Origin of the sequence: Kitasatospora sp. LaBMicrA B282, from assembly GCF_050325825.1 — a bacterium.
Taxonomy (GTDB): domain Bacteria; phylum Actinomycetota; class Actinomycetes; order Streptomycetales; family Streptomycetaceae; genus Kitasatospora.
Window position 1 is genome coordinate 23,990 of sequence record NZ_JBNQTI010000057.1, and the last position, 21,907, is coordinate 45,896.

The 21,907-nt window shown below is 74.8% G+C and carries 20 protein-coding genes; 18 read left to right on the top strand and 2 right to left on the bottom strand.

The window, feature by feature from the left end; translation table 11 throughout:
* Positions 1–88 precede the first annotated feature (88 nt).
* The 4 genes from ACQRUO_RS17945 (at position 89) to ACQRUO_RS17960 (ending at position 3,681) form a co-directional block, all read left to right on the top strand.
* Complete coding sequence (locus ACQRUO_RS17945) at positions 89–1,237, top strand: carboxylate-amine ligase (protein WP_428316951.1); 1,149 nt, start codon at positions 89–91, stop codon at positions 1,235–1,237.
* Between the two features lie 87 nt (positions 1,238–1,324).
* Entirely contained in the window at positions 1,325–2,641 is a 1,317-nt protein-coding gene (locus tag ACQRUO_RS17950; protein ID WP_428316952.1) for a threonine/serine exporter family protein, read from the top strand.
* Positions 2,642–2,706: 65 nt separating this feature from the next.
* Entirely contained in the window at positions 2,707–3,036 is a 330-nt protein-coding gene (locus tag ACQRUO_RS17955; RefSeq protein ID WP_428316953.1) for a DHCW motif cupin fold protein, read from the top strand.
* An 18-nt stretch (positions 3,037–3,054) separates the two neighbouring features.
* Positions 3,055–3,681, top strand: a complete 627-nt coding sequence (locus tag ACQRUO_RS17960) for a hypothetical protein (RefSeq protein ID WP_428316954.1) — start codon at positions 3,055–3,057, stop codon at positions 3,679–3,681.
* A 39-nt stretch (positions 3,682–3,720) separates the two neighbouring features.
* On the opposite strand, the gene ACQRUO_RS17965 is transcribed toward ACQRUO_RS17960, so the two are convergent.
* A complete protein-coding gene (locus ACQRUO_RS17965; RefSeq protein WP_428316955.1) occupies positions 3,721–4,206 on the bottom strand; it encodes a DUF4188 domain-containing protein in 486 nt (161 codons plus the stop codon).
* Between the two features lie 84 nt (positions 4,207–4,290).
* Here ACQRUO_RS17965 and ACQRUO_RS17970 point away from each other — a divergent pair, with 84 nt between their 5' ends.
* The 8 genes from ACQRUO_RS17970 to ACQRUO_RS18005 all read left to right on the top strand — a co-directional run bounded on the left by ACQRUO_RS17970 (position 4,291) and on the right by ACQRUO_RS18005 (position 12,627).
* Positions 4,291–4,959: a MerR family transcriptional regulator gene (locus ACQRUO_RS17970; protein ID WP_428316956.1), complete on the top strand. Its 669-nt coding sequence runs from the start codon at positions 4,291–4,293 to the stop codon at positions 4,957–4,959.
* 163 nt (positions 4,960–5,122) lie between these two features.
* Positions 5,123–6,142 carry a GlxA family transcriptional regulator gene (locus ACQRUO_RS17975; RefSeq protein WP_428316957.1) on the top strand — a complete coding sequence of 340 codons (1,020 nt, stop codon included), beginning with the start codon at positions 5,123–5,125 and terminating at the stop codon, positions 6,140–6,142.
* The gene (locus ACQRUO_RS17980) at positions 6,139–7,947 is read left to right on the top strand and encodes a thiamine pyrophosphate-binding protein (RefSeq protein ID WP_428316958.1); all 1,809 of its coding nucleotides are present in this window, start codon (positions 6,139–6,141) and stop codon (positions 7,945–7,947) included. The genes ACQRUO_RS17975 and ACQRUO_RS17980 overlap by 4 nt, the downstream gene beginning before the upstream one ends.
* Positions 7,919–8,587, top strand: coding sequence for an SRPBCC family protein (locus ACQRUO_RS17985; RefSeq protein ID WP_428316959.1), 669 nt, complete (start codon positions 7,919–7,921; stop codon positions 8,585–8,587). The genes ACQRUO_RS17980 and ACQRUO_RS17985 overlap by 29 nt, the downstream gene beginning before the upstream one ends.
* Positions 8,584–9,600: a 3-oxoacyl-ACP synthase III family protein gene (locus tag ACQRUO_RS17990; protein WP_428316960.1), complete on the top strand. Its 1,017-nt coding sequence runs from the start codon at positions 8,584–8,586 to the stop codon at positions 9,598–9,600. The genes ACQRUO_RS17985 and ACQRUO_RS17990 overlap by 4 nt, the downstream gene beginning before the upstream one ends.
* Before the next feature lie 15 nt (positions 9,601–9,615).
* Positions 9,616–10,644, top strand: a complete 1,029-nt coding sequence (locus ACQRUO_RS17995) for a hypothetical protein (RefSeq protein ID WP_428316961.1) — start codon at positions 9,616–9,618, stop codon at positions 10,642–10,644.
* Positions 10,645–10,711: 67 nt separating this feature from the next.
* Positions 10,712–12,208, top strand: a complete 1,497-nt coding sequence (locus ACQRUO_RS18000) for an MFS transporter (protein ID WP_428316962.1) — start codon at positions 10,712–10,714, stop codon at positions 12,206–12,208.
* On the top strand, positions 12,205–12,627 hold the full coding sequence (locus ACQRUO_RS18005; RefSeq protein ID WP_428316963.1) for a MarR family winged helix-turn-helix transcriptional regulator: 423 nt from the start codon (positions 12,205–12,207) through the stop codon (positions 12,625–12,627). The genes ACQRUO_RS18000 and ACQRUO_RS18005 overlap by 4 nt, the downstream gene beginning before the upstream one ends.
* 49 nt (positions 12,628–12,676) lie before the next feature.
* Here ACQRUO_RS18005 and ACQRUO_RS18010 read toward each other — a convergent pair whose 3' ends face one another.
* Positions 12,677–13,381, bottom strand: coding sequence for an NUDIX hydrolase (locus ACQRUO_RS18010; RefSeq protein WP_428316964.1), 705 nt, complete (start codon positions 13,379–13,381; stop codon positions 12,677–12,679).
* Positions 13,382–13,522: 141 nt separating this feature from the next.
* Here ACQRUO_RS18010 and ACQRUO_RS18015 point away from each other — a divergent pair, with 141 nt between their 5' ends.
* From ACQRUO_RS18015 to ACQRUO_RS18040, 6 genes are all read left to right on the top strand, one after another.
* Positions 13,523–15,556, top strand: coding sequence for an Hsp70 family protein (locus ACQRUO_RS18015; RefSeq protein ID WP_428316965.1), 2,034 nt, complete (start codon positions 13,523–13,525; stop codon positions 15,554–15,556).
* Positions 15,553–16,917 carry a GTPase gene (locus tag ACQRUO_RS18020; RefSeq protein WP_428316966.1) on the top strand — a complete coding sequence of 455 codons (1,365 nt, stop codon included), beginning with the start codon at positions 15,553–15,555 and terminating at the stop codon, positions 16,915–16,917. Before ACQRUO_RS18015 ends, ACQRUO_RS18020 begins: the two co-directional genes overlap by 4 nt.
* Positions 16,914–17,465: a nucleotide exchange factor GrpE gene (gene grpE / locus ACQRUO_RS18025; RefSeq protein WP_428316967.1), complete on the top strand. Its 552-nt coding sequence runs from the start codon at positions 16,914–16,916 to the stop codon at positions 17,463–17,465. The genes ACQRUO_RS18020 and grpE overlap by 4 nt, the downstream gene beginning before the upstream one ends.
* Entirely contained in the window at positions 17,462–19,399 is a 1,938-nt protein-coding gene (locus ACQRUO_RS18030) for a dynamin family protein (RefSeq protein WP_428316968.1), read from the top strand. The genes grpE and ACQRUO_RS18030 overlap by 4 nt, the downstream gene beginning before the upstream one ends.
* A gap of 70 nt (positions 19,400–19,469) precedes the next feature.
* Positions 19,470–20,576: a hypothetical protein gene (locus ACQRUO_RS18035; protein ID WP_428316969.1), complete on the top strand. Its 1,107-nt coding sequence runs from the start codon at positions 19,470–19,472 to the stop codon at positions 20,574–20,576.
* A gap of 101 nt (positions 20,577–20,677) precedes the next feature.
* On the top strand, positions 20,678–21,820 hold the full coding sequence (locus ACQRUO_RS18040; protein WP_428316970.1) for an AAA family ATPase: 1,143 nt from the start codon (positions 20,678–20,680) through the stop codon (positions 21,818–21,820).
* Positions 21,821–21,907 lie beyond the last annotated feature (87 nt).

A 21,907-nucleotide genomic window follows, 5' to 3' on the forward strand; every position in this document is an offset into this window, starting at 1 on the left:
GCTGGGCTGCACGCATCACCGGGCGCGCAGCCCAGCAGTGCGCGCCCGGTGTGGCCGCCGTGCGCGCGGGTACTCCGAAGGAGTGGGCATGCGAACCGAGGTCACGCACGATGACCACCGGGACCCGGACGGTCAGGACCGCCCGACCGTCGGGGTCGAGGAGGAGTACCTGCTGCTCGACCCCGACAGCGGGCTGCCGCTGCCCCGGGTCGACGCGGTGCGCGCGGCGGCCGGGCTGCACCCCGCCGTCGACCACGCCGAGCTCCAGCACGAACTGCTCCAGGCGCAGGTGGAGATCGCCACTCCGGTCTGCCGGGACCTGGCCGAGGTCGGCGGTCACCTGCTGCGCCTGCGCCACGCGCTGGCGGCGGCCGCGGAGAGCACCGGCTGCCGGTTGGCCGCCTGCGGAACCGCCCCGTACGCGGAGGCCGTCCCGCCGGCGATCGTGGACGCGCCGCGCTACCACTCGATCAGGCGGGACGTCTCCCGGCTCGCGGACGAGGCGCTGATCAACGGTATGCACGTGCACGTCGCCATCCCGGACCCGCAGACCGGCGTGGCCGTGCTCAACCGGCTGCGCGGCTGGCTGCCGGTGCTCATCGCCCTGTCCGCCAACTCCCCGCTCTGGTACGGCTCCGACACCGGGTTCGCCAGCTGGCGCACGGTGGTCTTCGGCCGCTGGCCGATCAGCGGGATCCCGCCGCACTTCGCGGACGCCGAGGACTACCGGCGCCGGATCGACCACCTGCTGGCGGCCGGGCTGATCCGCGACCGCGGGCAGCTGTACTGGCAGGCCCGGCTGTCGTCCCGCTTCCCGACCATCGAACTGCGCGCCATGGACGTGCAGCTGCGGGCCGACGAGGCCGTGATGCTGGCCGGACTGGTCCGGGCCCTGGTCGTCACCAAGCTGCGGGAACACGCCGCCGGCCGCCCGCTGCCCGACCGGACGCCGGAGAGCCTGCACGGGGCGGGCTGGCACGCCGCCCGGTACGGCACGGCCACCACCCTGCACGACCCGGAGAGCGGCCTCGCCCGCCCGGCCGCCGACCTGGTCGGCGACATGCTCGACCACCTCCGGCCGGTGCTGGCCGAACTGGGCGACACGCGTGCCGTGGTCCCGCTGGTGCACCGGATGCTGCGGGAGGGCAACGGCGCCGACCGCCAGCGGCAGGAGCTGGCGGCGCACGGCCGGTCCGGGCTGATCACGATGATCACGCAGCAGAGCGCGGCGGACTGACCGGCCGACTGGCCCGCCGACTGACCGGCCGACTGAGCAGGGGGACCGCCCCGCGGCGCGAACGCCGCCAATGGGACGATATGCACCATGCTCAGCGCACCACCGCACGCCGGCCCCTCCTCGGGCTGCTCCGCCGCCGCTCCGCCCGGCCCCTTCAGCTCCACCGCCACCCCCGCCGCCGTCGCTCCGGCCGGGACCTCCGCTCCCGCCGATCCGCGGCGCCGCCTGCTGCTCGAACTGGGCGCGGCGCTGCTCAGCGGCGGCGTTCCCGTGCCCGAGGTCGAGGAGGAACTGTCCGCCCTGGGGCAGGCGCTGGGAGCTCCGGACATCCGCGTCGCCGCCCTCACCAACGGGCTGTTCATCGCCCTGGACGTGGACGAGGGGACGGCGTTCGAGCCGGTCGGCGCGCCGCTGCGGTTCGAGCAGACGGCCGAGGTCCTCGACGTGGTGCGCCGGCTGCGCGTCGGTGAACTCGACGGCCGCCGGGCGCTGGAGGCCCTCGACGGGATCCGCCGGACGCCCGCCCGCTGGCCCGCCTGGGTCTCGGACCTGGGGGTGCTGCCGGTCGGCGTGGGGATCTGCCTCTACCTCCAGCCGGTGGCGGCGAACGTGGTCGCCGCCGGGCTCGGCTCGCTCGTCGTGGCGGGGCTCACCATGCTCGCGCGCAGAGTGCCGCTGCTGCGACCGCTGTTGCCGGTCACCGCGGGCTTCCTGGTGGCTCTGCTGGTGCTGGCGGCCGCCCGGGCCTCGCTGCTCGACGGCCCGCTGCGCACCATCGTGGCGACCCTGGCGATCCTGCTGCCCGGCAGCCTCATGGTCACCGGGCTGTCCGAGATAGCCGCGGGCGCCGCCAACGCCGGAGCGGCCCGGCTGGTCTCCGGAACGGTGCAGCTCGCCCTCTTCCTCACCGGGGTGGTGGCGGCCGCCGCCGCGATCGGCATGCCGACCTCCGTCCTCGCCGACGTCCAGGTGCCGCAGGCGAGCTGGTGGGTGATCTCCCTCGGGGTGGCGCTCGCCGTGCTGGGGATCGTGATCAACGTGAACGTGCCGCCGCGGGCGATCCCCTGGATCGTCGCCGTGGTCGCGGTGACCGCCACCGCGCAGATCACCGTCGGCACCTCGGACGGCCCCGCCGTCGGCGGCCTGGCCGGCGCGGTGACCGCCGCCGCGGCAGCCACCGTCGCGCACTGGCTGCCCGGCGGCCCGGCCTGGCGGGTGGCCTACCTCCCCGCGTTCTGGATCGTGGTCCCCGGATCCTTCGGCCTGCTGCACACCGCGCAGATCGAGCTGGGCAACGCCGCCCACTCGCTGGTCACGGCCGCCTCCGCCATGTTCGGAGTCTCGATCGGCACCCTGATCGGCTCGGTGATCAGCCGGATCCCCCGCCCGACCGTCCGGCGGTGACCGGGCCGTCAGGCGATGATCGGAGTACCGCCCCCAGGTCCGCCGAACGGTTCTAGCATGGCCGGATGGAGATGACGGGGTTCGACTTCGCTTCGACCGACTGGGACGCCGTGCCGGCGGTGCGGCACCCGGGGGAGGTCGGAGAAGCGCTGTGGCGCACCCGGCAGTTCGGTTCGATCCGGGTGCGCCGGGTCGACTACAGCGTCGGCTACCTGGCCGACCACTGGTGCCGCAAGGGCCACGTGCTCTTCGTGCTGGAGGGCGAACTGGTCACGACCCTGGACGACGGCCGGGTGGTGACCACCGGTGCGGGCTGCAGCTACCAGGTGGCCGACGACCGGGAGGCCCACCGGTCGAGCGCGCCGACGGGGGCCCGCCTGCTGATCGTGGACTGAGACACCAGGAAGGCCCACATGGACATCGAGACGGTCGTACGCACCCGCCGCGCCCTGCACGCGGTGGCCGAACTGGTCCTGGCCGGGCCGCAGTACCGGGCCGCCGGCACGATCCGGCTGCGGGCCTGCCCGGGTGGGTTCGCCACCTGCGCCGAACCGTGGTTGCGGGTGATCGGCGCGGAGCTGGTCGCGCCCGGGCAGGCGCTCTCCCTCGAGTCGACCACCTGCACCGAGCTCGGCGCGGCGCTCGGGCTCGAGGTCGGTGCCCCCGCCGGGCTGTACGGGGACGGACCGGGCGTCGCCACCGTCGACGCGATCGAGGTGGACCCGGGCGCCGCCAGTCTGCTCGCGCACGCCTTCGCGCTCGGCGACGCCGCGCTGCGCGGGCTCTTCCCGGACGCGGAGCCGGTCATCTGGCCCGAGCACTTCGACATCGGAGTGACCGCCGACGACGTCAACTACGGCATCTCGCCCGGCGACGCGTTCCAGCCGGAGCCGTACGCCTACGTCGGCCCGCACACCGCGCGGCAGGGCGAGTTCTGGAACGCGCCGTTCGGCGCCGCCCGGACGATCCGTGAGCTCGGCGACGTCAGCGGCGTCCTGGCCTTCCTCGCGGAGGGCCGCAGACTGACCGCGGGCGCCTGACCCGGCGCACCACTCACCCAGCCCTCACTCCACCCCCACTCACTGCCCGGCGAGTCGGTCCGCGGCCCGCTCGCCGCGCCGCGCGACCGGTTCCACCCCGTAGGCCCGGCCGAGCCCGGTCGGCGGCATGGCGTGGTAGATCGCCTCGTACGACCCCGCCGGCACCAGGAACGTCTCGTGCCAGATGCCGACGCTCCCCGCACCGCTGCGCACCCGGCGGTTGAACGCCGCCCAGGCGGGGCGGTGCTCCCGGTCCGGGGCTGCGGCGTAGGCGAGCAGCTTCTCCCGCGACTCCCAGTACTGGACGACCGTGAAGGCGCGCGGCCCGGACGCGTACCCCTGGTGGCCCAGCAGCCCGTCGTCCTGCGCGCGGCCGAGCTCCTTGAGCATCCGCGGCATGGCCAGCAGGACCGGCAGCCAGTGGCGCACCGAGCGCCAGCGGTTGATCCGCATGCCGATGAGGAAGACGACCACGTCCCCCTCGGCCGCCGTCGTGACCCGCTCCGCGACAGGTGTCGTAGCCATGGTGTGCTCCCCGCACTCGGCTGTTGGATAGCTGTGCTATCCCGTGCTTGGATAGTGCCAGTATCCAGGGAAGGGTGCAAGAGGATGCGACTGGCCGAACTGAGCGAGCGCAGCGGGGTGTCCGCCGCGACGATCAAGTACTACCTGCGGGAGGGGCTGCTCCAGCCCGGCGAGCGGGTCACCGCCACCCAAGCCGCGTACGGCGAGGAGCACCTGCGCCGGCTGCGTCTGGTGCGGGCGCTGATCCAGATCGGCAAGGTGCCGGTGGCCGTCGCGCGCGAGGTGGTCGCCGCCGCGGAGGACGCCTCGCTCGACCACCACCTGCGGCTCGGTGCGGCCACCCAGGCGCTGTCGCGCGCGCCGGGGCCCGCCGAGGACGACGAGGCGACCGAGGCCGCCCGCGGCTCGGTCGACGCGTTGCTGAAGCAGTTGGGCTGGCCCTGCGTGCAGGACGAGCCCTCTCCGGCCCTCGGCACCCTGGTCGCCTCCGTCGCCGCGCTGGTCCGCCTCGGCTACCCCTGCGACACCGCGCACCTGCTGCCCTACGGCCGCCTCGCCGCCGACCTCGCCGTCTTCGACCTGGACACGGTGCAGGAACAGCCGACGGCCGACGGGCAGATCGAGGCGGCTGTCGCGCTGACCGTGCTGTACGAACCGGTGCTGCTCAGCCTGCGCAGACTGGCGCACATCCACGAGTCGGCCCGGCGCTTCCGGGGCGGCGAGAGCACCGCGGGACCGCGGCCGGGCGCGTAGTGCTCCCCGTCCAGCACCCTACCGGCGAGTATGACTCGCCTCACACCGGATCGTGACACCCTGTCATCACCCCTGCTCGGCGGGGTGATGGCCGGCCCTGATGGCCGAATTCGTCAGGAACCCGTCATTGCCGCCGCCAACGGTTCGGACACAGGCTGTGACGGTGTCTCAGCGACGAGTTGTTGTGGTGGTCTACCCCGGTGCCCAGGCCCTGGACATCGCCGGGCCGATCGAGGTGTTCGACACCGCCGACCGGCAGCGGCCGGGTGACCAGGACGGCTACCGGGTCGAGTTCGTCTCGGCGGACGCGCCGCGGGTGCGGACCAGTTCGGGCATGGTGATCGAGGCGGCGCCGCTGGCGGCGGCCGAGGGGCCGATCGACACGCTGCTGGTCCCGGGCGGTTGGAGTCTCTACGAGGCGCTGGCCGACCGGGACCTGGTGTGCTGGATCCGGCGGGCGGCCGCGCGTTCGCGTCGGGTGGTGTCGGTCTGCGGCGGCGCCTTCCTGCTCGCCGAGGCCGGCCTGCTCGACGGGCGCCGGGCCACCACCCACTGGGCGTACTGCGAGGAACTGGCCCGCCGCTACCCGCAGGTGACGGTCGAGCCGGAGCCGATCTTCGTCTGGGACGGCAACTTCGTGACCTCGGCCGGGGTCTCCACCGGGATCGACCTGGCCCTGGCCCTGGTGGAGGCCGACCATGGCGCGGCCTACGCGCTCGAAGTGGCCCGCTACCTGGTGCTCTTCTTCAAGCGGAACGGCGGCCAGTCGCAGTTCAGCACCATCCTGGACGCCCAGCTCGCCGACCGGCCGCCGATCCGGGCCGCCCAGGAGTGGATCCTGGAGAACCTCGAACAGCCGCTGCCCGTCCCCGAGATGGCCGAGCGCGCCAACATGAGCGTGCGCAACTTCGCCCGGGTGTTCCGGCGCGAGGTGGGCACGCCGCCGGCCCAGTACATCGAGCAGATGCGCATCGCCCGGGCCCGCAAGCTGCTGGAGTCCACCAAGTTGCCGGTGGGTCAGATCGCCGGGCGCTGCGGCTTCGCCTCGACCGAGACCTTCTTCCGTTCCTTCGGCCGCACGCTGGAACTCACCCCGAACGAGTACCGCCGCCGCTTCCAGGCCCTGGCGCCGGCCGGCCTGGTCCTGCAGGCGGCGCCGGTCGAGAGGAGTGCCACTCCGTGACCACCGACCTCCGGACGACCCCGCAGCCGGTCGCCCCCGCCCGCACCCCCGCCGCTGTCCCGGCGCCAGCCCCTGCCCAGGCTCCCGCGGCCACCGCCGTGCGGGCCGTCGACCACGTGGCGGCCGTGCTGGCCGCGGCCGGCGTCCGGCAGGTGTTCGGCATCGGCGGCGCGAACATCGAGGACCTGTACGACGCCCTGAACGCCACCGACGGCGCGGTGCGCACCGTGATCGCCAAGCACGAGTTCTCCGCGGTCACCATGGCGGACGGACACACCCGCGCCACCGGGCGGCTCGGGGTGGTCGCGGCCACCTCCGGCGGCGGCGCGACGAACCTGCTGTCCGGGCTGGCGGAGGCCCACGCCTCCCGGGTGCCGCTGCTCGCCCTGGTCGGGCAGCCGCCCACCACGCTGGACGGGCTCGGCGCCTTCCAGGACTCCAGCGGACGGGCCGGATCCCTCGACGCCCGTGCCCTGTTCGGGTCGGTCAGCCGGTTCTGCGCCCGGGTCGAGACGGCCGAGCAGCTGCCGCGGCTGCTGGCTCAGGCGATGGCGGCGGCCACCACGCACCCGCGCGGCCCCGCCGTCCTGCTGCTGCCCAAGGACGTCCAGCAGGCCACCCTGACACCCCCTCGCCCGACGCCGACCGCCCGGCCGGTCGCGTCGGTCGCGCCGCGGACGCCGGCGCCGCAGCTGGACCGCGCGGCGCAGCGGCTGCGGGAGGACGGGCCGGTGCTGATCATCGCCGGCGAGGGCGTCGCGATGGCCGGTGCCAAGGCCGAACTGGCCGAGCTGGCCCGGCGGTCGGGGGCCTGGGTGGCCGTCGTGCCGGACGCCAAGGACGTCTTCGACAACACCGACGGGCAGTTCGCCGGGGTGGCCGGAGTGATGGGACACCCGAACGTGCTGGACTGTCTGCGGCGGGCCGGGCTCTGCCTGCTGGTCGGCACCCGGCTACCGGTGCTGGCCCGCGGCGGCCTGGAGCGGGAGTTGGCCGACACACCCGTGATCTGCCTCGATCCCGAGCCGCCGTTCGTGCCCGTCGACCCCGGGTTGCACCTCGCCGGCGACCTGCGCGACACCCTGCGCCGACTGACCGCCCGGCTCGCACCCGGCGGCCGCCCGGCCCCCGCGCACGCCGGACCGGTCCCGCTGGCGACCCCGCCCGGCGGCGCCGGCCTCGGTCACGCCGCGGCGGTGGCGGCGGTGGCGGACGCGCTGCCCCCGGACGCCCACGTCTTCGTGGACGCCGGCAACGCCGGCGCCAGTGCGATCCACCGCCTGCCGGCCCCGCGGCGCGGACGGTTCGTGGTCGCCGTCGGCATGGGCGGCATGGGGTACACCTTCGGCGCCGGCATCGGGGCGGCGCTCGCCACCGGACGGCGCAGCTACGTGCTGGCGGGTGACGGCTCGTTCTTCATGCACGGCATGGAGGTGCACACCGCCCTCGAGTACGCCGCGCCGGTCACCTTCGTGATCCTCAACAACAACGCCCACGCCATGTGCGCCACCCGCGAGCAGCTGTTCCAGGGCGCCCCGCACCCCGGCAACCTGTTCCGCCCCGCCGACATCGCGGCGGGCGCGGCGGGCCTGTTCCCCACCCTGGACGTCACCCGGGCCGAGACCGCCGGGCAGCTGCGCCGGGCGCTGCTGCGCAGCAACGCGGGCAGCGGACCGGCCCTGGTGGCGGTCGACCTGGACCCCGCCGAGATACCCCCCTTCCTGCCCTTCCTGACCGCCGCCGGCCGGGTGCCGGCCGAATCCGAGGAGACCATCGATGAGCGTTGCACCGTCCACGTCGGCTGAGCCGTCCCACCCGACCGGAGTTCCCGGGCTGACCACGGTGGAGAACACCTCCCCGGCCGAGGTGGCGGCCCGCTGCGCGGACCTCACCCGCCCGGCCTACCCGCACCAGGAGGTCTACGGGCAGTACTGCACGATCCACGAGTACGTCGACTGCCCGCCGGACGAGGCCTACGACTACCTGCGCCAGGGCCACCACCTGGAGGAGTGGACCTTCAGCCTGCGGAACTTCGAGCCCGCCGGCACCCCCGGCCTCTGGGTCGGGGACGACCTGCTGGAGGCGGGCACCCGGATCTTCTGCCGGGTCGAGACCAACGCCGAGGCCAGGACCGTGGACTTCCACTGCGCCTGGGACCAGGGCGAGCAGCTCTGGATGATCTACCTGATGCGGGTGGTGCCCGCCGAGCTGGTGCTGGGCCGGCCCGGCTCGGTGATCACCTGGACGAACTGCCGGCACCCGAACTACGACGCCAACCCCCGCCCCGACCTCGCCCCGCGCCCGGACCGCTCCTGGGTGGGCGCCTACTGGGACCTGTTCTACGCCGGCCACACGGTGGAGATGGCCAACCTCAAGGCGATCCTGGAGCACCGCCACCACGGCGGCCTGCCGATCGGCGTCCCGCCGCGGCGGGCGGCGAAGTGAAGACCGTCAGCCTCGTCGACGTCTCCGGCCACCTGCCCGGCGAGCCGGTACCCGCCACCTTCTACACCGAGGCCCCGGGCGCGGAGGACCGGCTCAGGGACAGCCCGATGTTCCGGGTCCCGCCGCTGCGGCACCACGTGCGGGGCGAGAGCAACGTGGACCTGGTGGAGCGGGCGGTGCAGCCGCTGATCGAGCGGCACGGCCGGGCCGAGATCCGCTCCGTGGACGTGCTGCTGATGCACAGCCAGCTGCCCGACACCCCGTTCGTGGGAGCCGGCACCGAGGTCGCCCGCCGACTCGGCCTGAAGCCGTCCTGGCTGATCGACGTCGCCAACGCGGGCTGCGCCTCCTTCGTGCACATGCTGGAGCTGGCCCGGCAGATCCTGCGCACCACCGAGGCCAGGTCGGCGCTGATCTGCAACGCGCAGACGGCCGCCGGCCAGCTCTTCACCCAGTCCGAGGTGCGGCGCCTGGCCCAGGCGGCGATCCCCGGCGACGGTTGCGGCGTCGGCTACGTCACCACCTCGGCGGCCTCGCCCGTCCTGGGGCTGGCCACCCGTCACATCGGCGCGTACGGCGGCGACATGGCCGCGGTGCTGGACGACGGGCGCCGCTACTGGGAGCCGGGCAGCTCCCAACTGCGGATCGGCTTCAGCGAGGAGAGCGTCAGCACGGTCCTGGAGCGCGGGAACCGCCTGGTGCCCGAGGTGGTCACCGAGGTCTGCGAGCGGCTCGCGGTCCGCACCGAGGAGATCGACCTGCTGGTCACCAACCAGCCCAACCGCACCTTCCTGCACAACTGGCGCCACTCCCTGGGCCTGCCGCCCGAGCGGCACCCCGACACCTTCGACAGCTGCGGCAACCTCTTCGGCGCCGCCATCCCGATCACCCTGGACCGGGCGCTGCGCGCGGGGCGGGTGCAGGACGGCGACCTGGTGGTGCTGGGCGGCTTCGCCCACGCCGGTGACTACGCGGGCGCGGCGGCGATCCGCTGGGGCGGGGTGGGCGCCTGACGGCAGACTGTGCCCATGCGGTGGCTGTGGTTGCGCGTCCTGATCGTCTCGCTGGTCCTGGCGCTGCAGCCGACGGCCACCGCAGCCGCCGTCACAGCAGCCGACGCCGACGCCACCGCAGTCACCGCCGGCCCGCCCGGTGACGCGGTGCCGACCTGTCGGGTCGGCGCGCGTCTCACCGACGTCTACGACGTCCTGCCGGCCGCGAACACCTTCGCGGCGCGCCTGTGGCTGTGGTCGCTCTGTCCCACCCAGGGCCTGGACCCGCTGCCGAGCGCCTCCTTCAGCAACAGCACCGCACCGAAGATCAGCGACACCTCGGTGGTCTTCTCGGCGAACCTCTGGTACGACTCGCGCCTGCTCGACGGGACGTTCCGGCAGGACTTCGACGAGGACGACTACCCGTTCGACCACCAGAAGCTGGTCATCCTCTTCACCGCCCCGCAGGACGCCCAGCACTTCCGCTTCGTCCCCGACACCGCCTCGTCCTCGGCGGCCGAGGACATCAGCGTTCCGGGCTGGCGGGTCACGGACTTCGCGGTGGGCAGCCTGGTGCAGGACTTCAACTCCAACTACGGCGACCCCACGCTCCCGCCCGGCGCCCACAGCCAGTACAGCCGGATGCGGCTGGAGATCGGGCTGGCCCGGGCCGACCGGTTCGGCTTCCTGCGGTCCGTCGGGCCGCTCGTGCTGATCTTCTTCGTCGTCTCGCTGACCTTCGCCATCGGGGCCACCGACGCCTCCCGGTTTTCTTCGCGCTTCGCGACACTGGGCGCCACGCTCTTCGCCGTCCTGGTCAGCATGCAGCGCGCCGACACCATCGCACCCGGGCGCGGGATCACGTTGATCGACCAGCTGCACATCCTCACCATGGCCTGGGTCATGGTGGCCATCGGCATGACCGCCCTGCTCTGGCGGTGGTCCGCCGCCGAGGTGCCGGCGGAGCGGGTCGCGCGGACCAACCTGCGCGGCGTCCTGGTGGGGTCGCTGGTGTACCTGGCCGGCGCCGCCGCCCTGATCGTCAGCGCCGCGGTCCGCGGCTGAGTCCCTACACCCCAGGTGGTTGTATAGTCATAACTATTACTACCGCACAACCAATGGGGGAGGGGCCGTGCCGGAGCCCGGTGCACAGCGGCGGACGCTGATCCTGGCGATCTGCTGCATGAGTCTGTTCGTCGTCGGTATCGACAACACCATCGTCAACGTCGCGCTGCCCGCCATCCAGCACGACCTGAACGCCTCCGTGGCGGGCCTGCAGTGGGTGATCAGCGCCTACACCGTGGTGATCGCCAGCCTGCTGCTGCTCGCCGGCTCGACCGGCGACCGGTTCGGGCGGCGGCGCACCTTCCAGGTCGGCCTGGTGCTCTTCACCCTGGGTTCGCTGCTCTGCAGCCTGGCGCCCGGGCTCGGCTGGCTGGTCGCGGCCCGGGTGGTGCAGGCCGCCGGCGGCTCGATGCTCAACCCGGTGGCGATGGGCATCATCACCAACACCTTCACCGAACCGCGTGAGCGGGCCCGGGCGATCGGTGTCTGGGGCGCGGTGGCCGGGGTGAGCATGGCGCTCGGGCCGGTCTTCGGCGGCCTGCTGGTCGGCAGCATCGGCTGGCGGGGGATCTTCTGGATCAACCTCCCGGTGGGCCTGGCCGCGATGGCCCTCGCCCAGCGCTTCGTGCCCGAGTCGCGGGCCGCCCGGCCGCGCCGCCCCGACCCGCTGGGCCAGGTGCTGATGGTGCTGCTGCTCGGCCTGCTCACCTTCACCCTGATCGAGGCGCCCGACCTGGGCTGGACCGCGCCGCGGACCCTCGCCGGGTTCCTGGTCGCCGCGCTGGCCGGGGTGGTCTTCGTGGCCTGGGAGTCGCGCTGCGCCGAGCCGCTGATCGACCCGCGGTTCTTCCGCAGCGTGCCGTTCTCGGCCGCCACGGTGATCGCGGTGAGCGGCTTCGCCTCGCTGGCCGGCTTCCTCTTCCTCAACACCCTGTACCTGCAGGACGTGCTCGGGTACAGCGCGATGAAGGCGGGCTGCTACGTGCTGCCGATGGCCGTGATGGCGATGGTCCTCTCGCCGGTCTCCGGCCGGCTGGTCGGCGGCCGGGGCCCGCGGCCCCCGCTGCTGGTGGCGGGGGCCGCGATGGCGGTCGCCGGACTGCTGCTCAGCGGCCTGTCCGACCGCACGCCGGTGGCGCAGCTGATGGCGGCCTACGTGGTGTTCGGGATCGGCTTCGGCATGATCAACGCGCCGATCACCTACACCGCCGTCTCCGGCATGCCGCGCAGTCAGGCCGGCGTCGCGGCGGCCGTCGCCTCGACCAGCCGGCAGACCGGTCAGTCGCTCGGGGTCGCGGTGATCGTCTCGGTGGTGGTCTCCCGGGTGCACGGGTCGCTGCGGTCCGGTTTCGCGACGGCCAGTCACACCGGCTGGTGGATGATCGTGGGCTTCGGGCTGCTGGTGGTGGTGCTCGGTATCCTGTCCACCGGCGCGCGGGCGGTGCAGACCGCCACCGCGGTCGCCGCCACCCTCGAACCGACGGACCGCAGGACGCCGAGCTCCCCCACCATGAACGACACCATGAACGACACCGTCAACAGGACCACGAACAACACCGCATGAACGACGACGCCCACCGTGCCACCGCCGTCCGGATCTACCAGCGGATGGCCCATCTCGTCCTGGAGTCCGACAACCGCCGCCGGGAGGTGGTGGAGGCCACCGGGCTGAGCTTCGCCCGGATCAAGGCGCTGCGACGGCTGGCCGGGCAGCCGATGCGGATGACCGAGCTGGCGGCCGAGTTGCTGGTGGACAAGCCGTACACCACGGTGATCGTGGACGAGTTGGAGCGGCGCGGCCTGGTGGTCCGCTCCACCGCGCCGGACGACCGGCGGGCGAAGGTGGTCACTGTGACCGACCAGGGGCGCGAGCTGGCCCGGCTGGCGAACGAGATCCTGGCCACTCCGCCGCAGGCGCTGGTCGAGCTGCCGGCGGCCGAGCTGACCGAACTGGACGCGCTGCTGGCCAAGCTGACGCCGTGACGGGCTGTTCTCGCCCGCGCCCTCGCCCGCGCCCGGAGCCGGCGGACCGTCAGTCCGTCCGCAGGATGGCCGGATGCAGGGTGGTGGCCGGCCCGCGCGCGTAGAGGCGGGCCGGCCGGCCGCCGTCGCGGTTGGTCCGGCCGCCGGTCGGCACCAGCAGGCCGGGCACCCTGGTGACCTTGCGGTGGAAGTTCGACGGGTCCAGCGGCCGCCCCCAGACGATCTCGTAGACGTGCCGGAGTTGGGCGACGGTGAACTCGGGCGGGCAGAACGCCGTGGCGAGCGCGGTGTACTCCAGCTTGCCGCGCACCCGCTCGACCGCGTCGGCCAGGATCCTGCCGTGGTCGAAGGCCAGCTCCGTGCCGGCCGGCCCGGGCGGGAGCACCTGCTGCACCGGGACCCAGGCCGCGGCGCAGGCGTCGCCGCCGGAGACCGGCACCGGCAGGTCGGGCACCAGCGCGACGTAGCTGACGGTGACGACGCGCCCGCGCGGGTCGCGCCCCGGGGTGCCGTAGGTGGCGAGCTGCTCGACGTGCAGCGTCGCGGCGTCCAGCCCGGTCTCCTCGGTCAGTTCGCGGGCGGCGGCGGTGTCCAGGTCCTCGTCGTCCTCCACGAACCCGCCGGGCAGCGCGAGTCGGCCGGTGAACGGCGCGGTTCCGCGGCGGACCAGCAGCACGTTCAACCGGTCCGCCTGCACGGTGAAGATCGCCAGGTCGACAGCGATCGCGGTGCCGTGACGGCCTCTGCTCGGCATGGTGGCAACCCTCTTCTGGTCATCTTGACTAGAACTCACCCGCGTGGCTAGCTTGAGTGCGCGAGTTCTTGTCATCTTGACCAAAATGGCCGGGTCCTGACAACCCCGGCCCGGTCGGTCCGCGTGAGCGGGGGGTGTGGGATGAAGGCAGCACTCGATTTCGGAGCCTCGGCGACCAAGGCCGCCGTCCTGGACGAGGGCGGGCGGTCCAGACCGGTGCTCGTCGACGGCGCCGAGGAGACCTCCAGCGCGGTCTTCCTGCACCGGGACGGGCGGTTGCTCTCCGGCCTGGCCGCGCTCAACAGCGCGCAACGCCGCCCGCACCGCCTGCAGGGCGCCCTGAAACGGCGGATCAACCGTCCCGACGCGGTCGAACCGGTGCACCAGGAAGTGGAGTTCGACGCGGGCACCGAACGCCCGCTGGTGCGCTGCGTGGCCGCGGTGATCGGCTCCGCCTGGCAGGCGATCCTCCGCGAGACCGGCGGTACGGCGGTCCCGCTGCTGCTGACCCACCCCGTCGGCTGGGGCGAGCCCCAGCGGGCGGCGCTGCTGGAGGCCTGCGCGCTGGCGGGGGTGCGGCCGGCAGCCCTGGTCAGCGAGGCGGAGGCGGTGGGGTGGCACGTCTGGGCCGCCCGGCGCCCGGCCGGCCCGCTGCTGGTGGTGGACCTCGGGGCGTCGACGCTGGACCTCGCGGTGCTGGCGGCCGACGGGTCGGGCCGGCTCGACGTCGAATACAGCGACGGCGACAACTACCTCGGCGGCGACGACTTCGACCGCGAGGTCCTGGAACTGGTGGCCGCCGCGCTCGCCGACGACCCGCAGGACGCCGCGCTGCTGGCGGAGTTCACCGAGTTCTGCGACACCCTGCCGCACTTCGCGGCCCGTGAGGCGGAACGGGTGAAGCGCGCGGTCGCCGAGCAGGGCAGCGCGGTCTTCGCCTACGGCGAGGGGATCGCGGTCGAGGTGGTCCGGGACGAGTACCTGGACGCCACGGCGCACCTGGTCGACCGGGTCGTGGGCCGGGTGCGGCGGGCGCTCGAGCGCCCGGGCCCGCCGCCGGCGGCGATGGTGGTCTCCGGTGGGGCGGCACGGCTGCCCAGCGTCCGCGAGGCGCTGACCGACCTGGCCGCTGCCGCCGGCGTCGAGTACCTCGACTGGGACGCCATCGGCCTGCCGGGCAGCGCCACCACGGCGGTCGCCCTCGGCGCCGCGCGGCTGCCGCAGCCGTGGGTCGAGGCCACCGCCCGGGCCCGGCGGCCGGTCACGCTGGAGCGGGCGGCGCTCTCGCCGGGGGTGGGGCAGCCCGTCGCGGTCCCGGGCGGGCTGGCGCTCAGCACCTCGGAGCCCGCCGGACTCCACTCGGGCGGTACGGGCCCGGCGTTCGTGGTCCGGCGCAGCGCGGGCGGCCACTACGACGACCGCCTGGTGTTCCGGCCGCGCGGTGTGGCGAGCCTCGGCTACGACCCGTGCGGCGACCGGCTGGTCGCGGTCGCGCTGGACGGCAGCGTCTGCGTCTGGCAGTTCGACGAGCGGCGCCCGCTCACCTCGCACAGCGTCCACTGGCGCGACCGCACCCCGCCGTCGGGCGCCGTGCTGGCGGTCGCCGCGCGCGGGCGACGGGTGGCCTGGGCCGACGCCACCGGCACGGTGCTGCTGGTCAGCTCGGACTGGCGACCCGCGCGGCTCGGATTCGCGGTCCACCGGCTGGCCTTCGGCACGCCGCAGCACCTGCTGGCCGCGGGCGCGGACCGGATCGCGCTGGTCGACGCGGACACCGGCGCGACCACGGACGAGCTCGCGCTGCCCGGGCTCGCCCGGTCGGCCGTGGCGCTCGCGGCGCAGGACGCGCTGGTCCTCACCGCCGTCGGCCGCCGGCTGCAGTGCCACGACTGCTCGGGCGGACGCTTCACCCCGCTCTGGGAGCATCCGGCCCTGCTCGCGCCGGCGCTGGCCGTGGTCCGGCTGGACGGGGCGCCGGTGCTGGTCGCGTACGACGCGGCGGTGCGGGTGTACCGCGCACTGGACGCGCGCACCGGCGCGCAGCTGGCGCTGAAGGACGCCGAGCACGCCGCCGAGCCCGTCGAGTTGCTGGCCGACGGTCGGACCGGAGTGGCCTACCCGCGCCACGCGGACGGCCGGCTGTCGGTCCTCGGCTTCGCGCAGGCCCGGTCGTGATCGACCGCCCCGGCCCGGCCTGCCTGCTGCTGGCGACCCTGGCCGAGCAACTGGCGGCGCGTGAGGACCTGCGCGGCGAGGCGTTCCTGGCCGAGGTCGCCGCCCAGTGCCGGCAGCCGCTGCGGGTGATGGTCGCCGGCTACGTCTCCGCCGGCAAGTCGACGCTCGTCAACGCCCTGCTGGGGCGGGAGTCGGCCGCGGTGGCCCGGCGGGAGACCACCGCCGAGGTGACCTGGTACCGCCATCCGGCGCTGGCCGGGCAGCGGCCCGCGGGCGGGCACCGCGCGGTCGAGCTCCGGTTCCCGCTGGCCGACCGGCTCGTCCTGATCGACAGTCCCGGCCTCAACACCGAGTCCGCGGCCGAGCGGTCCACGCTGAAGCTGCTGGACCCGGACGACGACGCCGGCGGCACGGCGGCCGCGCTGGTCTACCTGGTGGTGGGGGAGCCGGCCGCCGAGGACGTCCGCCGGCTGGCCGAGTTCGCGGCGCTGGGCCCGGGGGACCTGGGCAACGTGGTGCTGGTCGGCGGCAAGGCGGAGACCGTCTCGGAGACCGCGATCAAGGAGTCGGCCGAGCGGCGGGAGACCGTCGAGGAGGCCGCCGCGAAGACCGAGCGGCGGCTGCTGATCCGCCGGGCCGGCGTGCGGCCGGTCGCGGTCAGCCAGCAGCTGGCGATGGTGGCCCGGTGCGGGCGGGTGCGGCAGGAGCACGTGGACCTGGTCCGGGTGATCGTCGGGGACCCCGAGCTGCGCCGGTTCGCGGCGAACGGCTGGGACCAGCTGAGCCGGGCGTGGGCCGAACGCGGATGTTCGGACGCGCAGTTGGCGCCACTGCGGGCGCTGCTGCCGAGCCTCGGCTGGCTGGCCGCCGAACTGCCGTCCGGTGCGGCGCTCGACGTGGCCTCGCTGACGGCCTGCTGCGAACGGGTCTCCCGGCTCGCGCAGCTGGACCAGGTGCTGGCCGAACTGGCCGACGATGCCGACCTGTTGACCGCGACCACGGCGAGCGAGCGGCTGCGGCGATGGGCCGTGCGGCGTGGCTCGCTGCGGGCGGCCGTGATCCACGAGCAGCTCGACCTGCTCTGGCAGCAGCCGGAGTTCACCGGGTTCCCGCGGCGCCGGGCCGCGCTGCTGCTGAACACCTCGCTGCTGGCCGGCGTGCCGGCGGCCGACCGGGCGTGGGCGATCGCGCTGCTGCGCGGCGAGCCGTACGTGCTCGCCGAACCGCGGGCGGCGCTCGTCGAGCGGTGGCGGCGGCGGACCGGATCCGGGGTGCGCGGGGTGCTGGCGGCCGACGTCGCGCAGCTCGTCGTCACCACCGCGGGGCGGCAGGGCGCGCAGGGACTGAGGAGCAGCGGATGAAGGGAGAGGCCGTGTTGGAGATCGCGTTGTGCGCCGCCGGGGCCGTGCTCGGCTACGCGGCGGGGTACCTGGCCCGGGGGCGGCGGGAGGCGGTGGGGGCGCTTCCGGTGGCGGTGCCGGTGGCCCCGGCGGCTCCGGCGGTGGCGGACGTCGAGCAACCGGCGCCGGACGTCGAGCCGGCCGACGTTGCCACCGAGCAACCCGCCGCGCCGGACGCACCCGAGCCGGACGCACCCGCGCCCACCGACCCCGCGGACGCCCTGCGCACCGCCCGGGAGGTGCTCGACGTGGCCGACCTGCTCGGCAACCCGGAGCTGGCCCGCCGCCTCGCCGAAGCCGTCGTGCTGCTCCCCGGCGTGACCGAGATCCGCCCCCGGCCCGGCGACGCCTTCGAACCGCGCGAACACGAGTGGGTCGCCGCCCGGCCCACCGAGGACCCCGGCCGCTGGGACACCGTCGCCGACCTGCGCGCACCGGGCGCAGCCGCCGCGGGGCGGCTGCTGCGCCCCGCCCACGTCGTCGTCTTCGAACCCCTGGAGGAGTCGTGAACGCGACCGCACCCACCCCTGGACCCACCCCTGGACCCACCCCCGCCCCCGACCCGCTCGACGACCGGATCGCCTACCTGGTGACGCGGACCCGCTCGCTCGCCGACGGTGTCGTCGCCCCGCCCACGCTGGCCACCCTGGACCGGCTGACCGTTCGCCGCACCACCCCGGCGGTCCGCGCCGTCGTGGTCGGCGAGGTCTCGCGCGGGAAGTCCACCCTGATCAACGCCCTGATCGGGCGCACCCTGCTGCCCGACGCGGCGGCCGCGCTCACCGCGACCTGGACGCTGGTGAGCCACGGCACCGGCCTGACCGCCCGGGCCCACGTCGCCACCGGCACCGGGGTCGAACAGGTCCTGCTGGACCGGACGGACCTCGACGCCTACCTGACCGTGGGCGGCGAACGGCTGGTCCGCCGGCGCCACGGCACGCAGGCCCGGGTGGCGTCCGTCGAGATCAGGCTCGACGCGCCGGTGCTGGCCGGCGGCCTCGAACTCATCGACACCCCCGGCGTCGGCGGCCTCGCCGCGGCCCACCGCTACGCGACCCTGGCGGCGCTCGGCGAGGCGGACGCCGTGCTGTTCACCCTCAAGCCCGGCGAGCCGGTCAGCGCCACCGAGCGCCGGTTCCTCGCCGAGGCCGTCAAGCACCTGGACACCTGCCTGATCGTGCAGACCCAGCGGGACCTGGCGGCCGACCCGGACCGCCACCTGGCCGACGACATGGACAGGCTCCGCTCCGCCGACGCCTGGGAGAAACTGCTGGGCGACCCGGCCGAGGCCGCCGAGCTGGCCGCCTACTTCGCCCGGACGAAGTCCGTCTCCGTCTCCGCACTGAACGCGCTGCGTGCCGCGGCCGACCCCACCGACCCGGTCAACGTGCAGCTCCACCGGCAGTCCGGCATCCCGACGTTGGTGGAGCTGCTGAACGACGTGGTCGGCCGCGGCCACGCCGTGCACCGCCGGAACCTGCTGCGCCTGGTCGAGTCCGTGGCCCGGGAGTGCCGCAACCGGCTGCGCGACCGGGTGGAGATGCTCAGCGGGAGCGCCGCCGGGCAGCAACTGCTCGACGAGCGGGCCGCGCGGGTCGCGAAGTGGACCACCGACGACGGCGCCCACTGGCGCAGCGTGCTGGACGAGGTGCACCGCGAGCTCGTCGCGGAGGTGACCAGGCACGCCCGCAGGCGGGCCGAGGAGATCGACGACGACTACCGGAGCCGGCTGCGCGACCTGAAGACCGCGGAGATCGTGGCGGAGACCAAGGGCATGCTCGCGCTGCCCGACGCCGTGCTGGCCGAGCTCAGCCGGCTCGCCACGGACGCGGTGACCGACGGCATCGCCCGGATCCGCCGGTTGCTGGTCGACGACCGGTTGGACGGCTCGCTGAGCCACCTGGGCGCCACCCGCGCGGTGTTCAGCCGGCTGCCCGACGGCTTCGAGGCGATGGCCGGACCGGGTGACCCCAACGAGCTCCGGGTCACCCTGAGCGGCGGGGTGCTCGCGGCCGGCGCCGTCGGCCTCGGCGTCACGGCCCTGGCGAACGCGGCGATCGCCGTGGTGGCCGCGCCGATCGTGATCCCGTTCCTGATCGGTGCCGGGGCGACCTACCTGTTCAACCGCAGGTCGCGAGAGCAGAAGCGCACCCTGCAGGGGGCGCTGGACACGCTGCGGATCGTCTGCGACGAGATCCGCAACACGGCGGCCCCCGCCGTGTTGAAGAACGCCGAGGAGACGAAGGCGAAGCTCGCCACCCTGATCGAGGCCGGGCTCACCGAGCTGGCCGAGCAGGTCCGGCAGGACCAGGAGGACCTGCGCCGGACCGACGGGTTGACCCCCGCGGAGCGGCAGGCCCGGCTGGTCGACGCCCAGCAGGGCCTGCGCGACGCGGAGGACGTGCTGCAGGCCGCCGCGGCACTGCGCGGCCGGATCGGCTGACCGCCGGTCCCGAGCACGACCGGCGGGTCCGAGCAGGACAGCCGGTCCCGAGCAGGACGGAGGGAGGGCAGTGCGGCAGCAACCGTTCGGGAAGGCGCGCCGGGTGGGGGTGATCGTGCCGCTGGGCGAGGAGTTCGAGTACGTCCGCGCCGTGCTGCCGCCCGCCCCGGGGCAGTTGGTGGACGGCGAGCAGTACCACGGCTTCCGGCTGCCGCAGAGCGGGGTGAGCGGGTTCGTCCGGGTGCTGTCGGACATGGGCCAGGCCCCGGCCGCGCTGACCGCGGACCGGATGATCAACCGGCTCGGCGTCTCGTTGGTCGTGCTGATCGGCACCGGCGCGGGCCTGGACGGCGCCGTGCGGCTGGGCGACGTGGTGGTGGCCGACCAGATCCAGGAGCACCTGCGCCAGGCCAAGGTGGTCCCCGGGGCCGGTGCGCCGCTCGCCGTCGAGCGGGCCGGCGAGTCCTGGCGCACCGACGCCCGGCTGATCGACCACGTGCGCAACTTCGGCTGGCTGCCCGCCGGTGCGGCCGAGCTGACGCGGTGGCGGCAGCGCGCGGCCGCCCGTCGGCCGGGCAGCGGCCCGGCGGGGCCCGCGGAGCCGCAGGTCCACGTCGGAGCGCTGGCCACCGGTGACGTGGTGGTCGCGGCCGGCGCCTTCGCCCGGTGGATCCGGCAGGGGAACCGCAAGCTCGTCGCGCTGGACATGGAGGCCGGCGGCGCGGCCCTGGCGGCCCACCGCAACGCGGGCGCGGACCTGTTGGTGATCCGCGGCATCTCGGACCACGCCGACGAGCAGAAGGCGACCTGGGACGCCGGGCGCGGCCCGGGCGGCGCCAGGAACGCCTGGCGGCACTACGCGGTGCACAACGCGGCGGAGTACCTCGTCGTGCTGCTGTCGAGCAGCGGCTTCCCCTGGCGCGAGGGTGCGGCGCCGGGGGGTGCCGCCGCCGTGCGCGGCGCACCGTCGCCGTGGCTGCCGGTGACGCTGGGCCTGGCCGGCGAGCACGTCCTGCACGCCGACCACGCCCACCCGCACCCCGACCACGCCTACCCGGATCACGCCCAGGCCGACCACCCGGACCACGCCCACGCCGACCCCGAGCACGCGGACGGGGCCGAGGCGGAGCACGCCGACGACGACCAGCACCTGCACGACGTGCTCGACGACTGGTGACGGCCCGCCCGACCGCCCGCCCGCTCGACCACCCGTGACCTGCACCGCGCCCCCGAATCGAATGGCGTTCGAGTGGATCACGGCCGTACACTCCGGTGCCTGTGACTGAGCAGTGGGACGCGGCCCTGGCGGCCGATGCGAAGCGGGTCGGCGAGGCGGTCGCCGTCGCCGGCACCGGGATGGTGGACCGCGAGGTGCTCGCCGAGGTGGTCGCCCTGTGCGCCGTCGCGGGGGAGCACCTGCTGGTGGTCGGCGCACCCGGGACCGCCAAGTCCGAGGTGGTGCGGCGGGTCGCCGCGCAGCTCGGCGGGCGGTACTTCGAGTACCTGCTCGGCCGCTTCACCGAGCCCAACGAGCTGTTCGGCTCCGTCGACCTGCGGCAACTGCGCGAGGGCCGGGTCGAGTTCGAGACGGCCGGGATGCTGCCCGAGGCCGAGATCGCCTTCCTCGACGAGGTCTTCCTCGGCTCCACCGCCGTGCTCAACACCCTGCTCGGCCTGTTGAACGAGCGGGTCTTCCGGCGCGGCCGGACGGTCTTCGCCAGTCCGCTGCGGGTCTGCGTGGGCGCGGCCAACGGCCTGCCCGAGGACCCCGCGCTGGAGGCCTTCGCCGACCGGTTCCTGGCCCGGCTCTTCGTCGAGCCCGTCCCCGACGACCGGCTCGAGGACCTGTTGGAGGCCGGGCGCCGGCCCGCACCCGAGCCGCCCGCCGAGGCCGGCCTGCTGGCCGAACTCGACCGCCTCGCCGCCGCCGCCCGCGGATGTGAGCTCGGCGGGGTCACACCCGTGGTCGCCACCGCCGTCCGGCGGCTGCGCGGCGCCGGTGTGCCGATCGGCGACCGCCGCGCCGTGCGGGCCCAGCGCCTGATCGCCGCTGCCGCGGCCCTGGACGGGCGGACCGCGGCGACCGCCGGCGACCTGTGGGTGCTGCCGTTGATCGCGCCGACCGCCGACGCCCAGGTGCTGGCCCGGGAGACCCTGGCCGATCTGGTGGGCGAGGCCGCCAACTGCAGCCTGGTGTACTCCGCCGAGGAGCTGTCCCGCGGCGTCCGGGCGCGCGGCGAGCGCCTCGCCCGGGTCGGCGCCGCCCTGCTCGCCGAGTGCGCGGCGGCTCCCGCCGGCCGCGACCTGCGGCTGCGCCTGGAGGCCACGCTGCGCGAGGTGGACGCCTCCTTCGACGCCGAGAACCTGCCCGAGCACCTGGCCGGCATACGGGCCCGGCTGGTCACCGCGGTCCGCCGGTGACCGCGCCGGCCCGCACCGCCCTGCGCTGGGAGCGCCGGGAGCCGCCGCTGCCGGTGGCCGGCGTGGCCGGTCTCGGGCCGGCGGCCG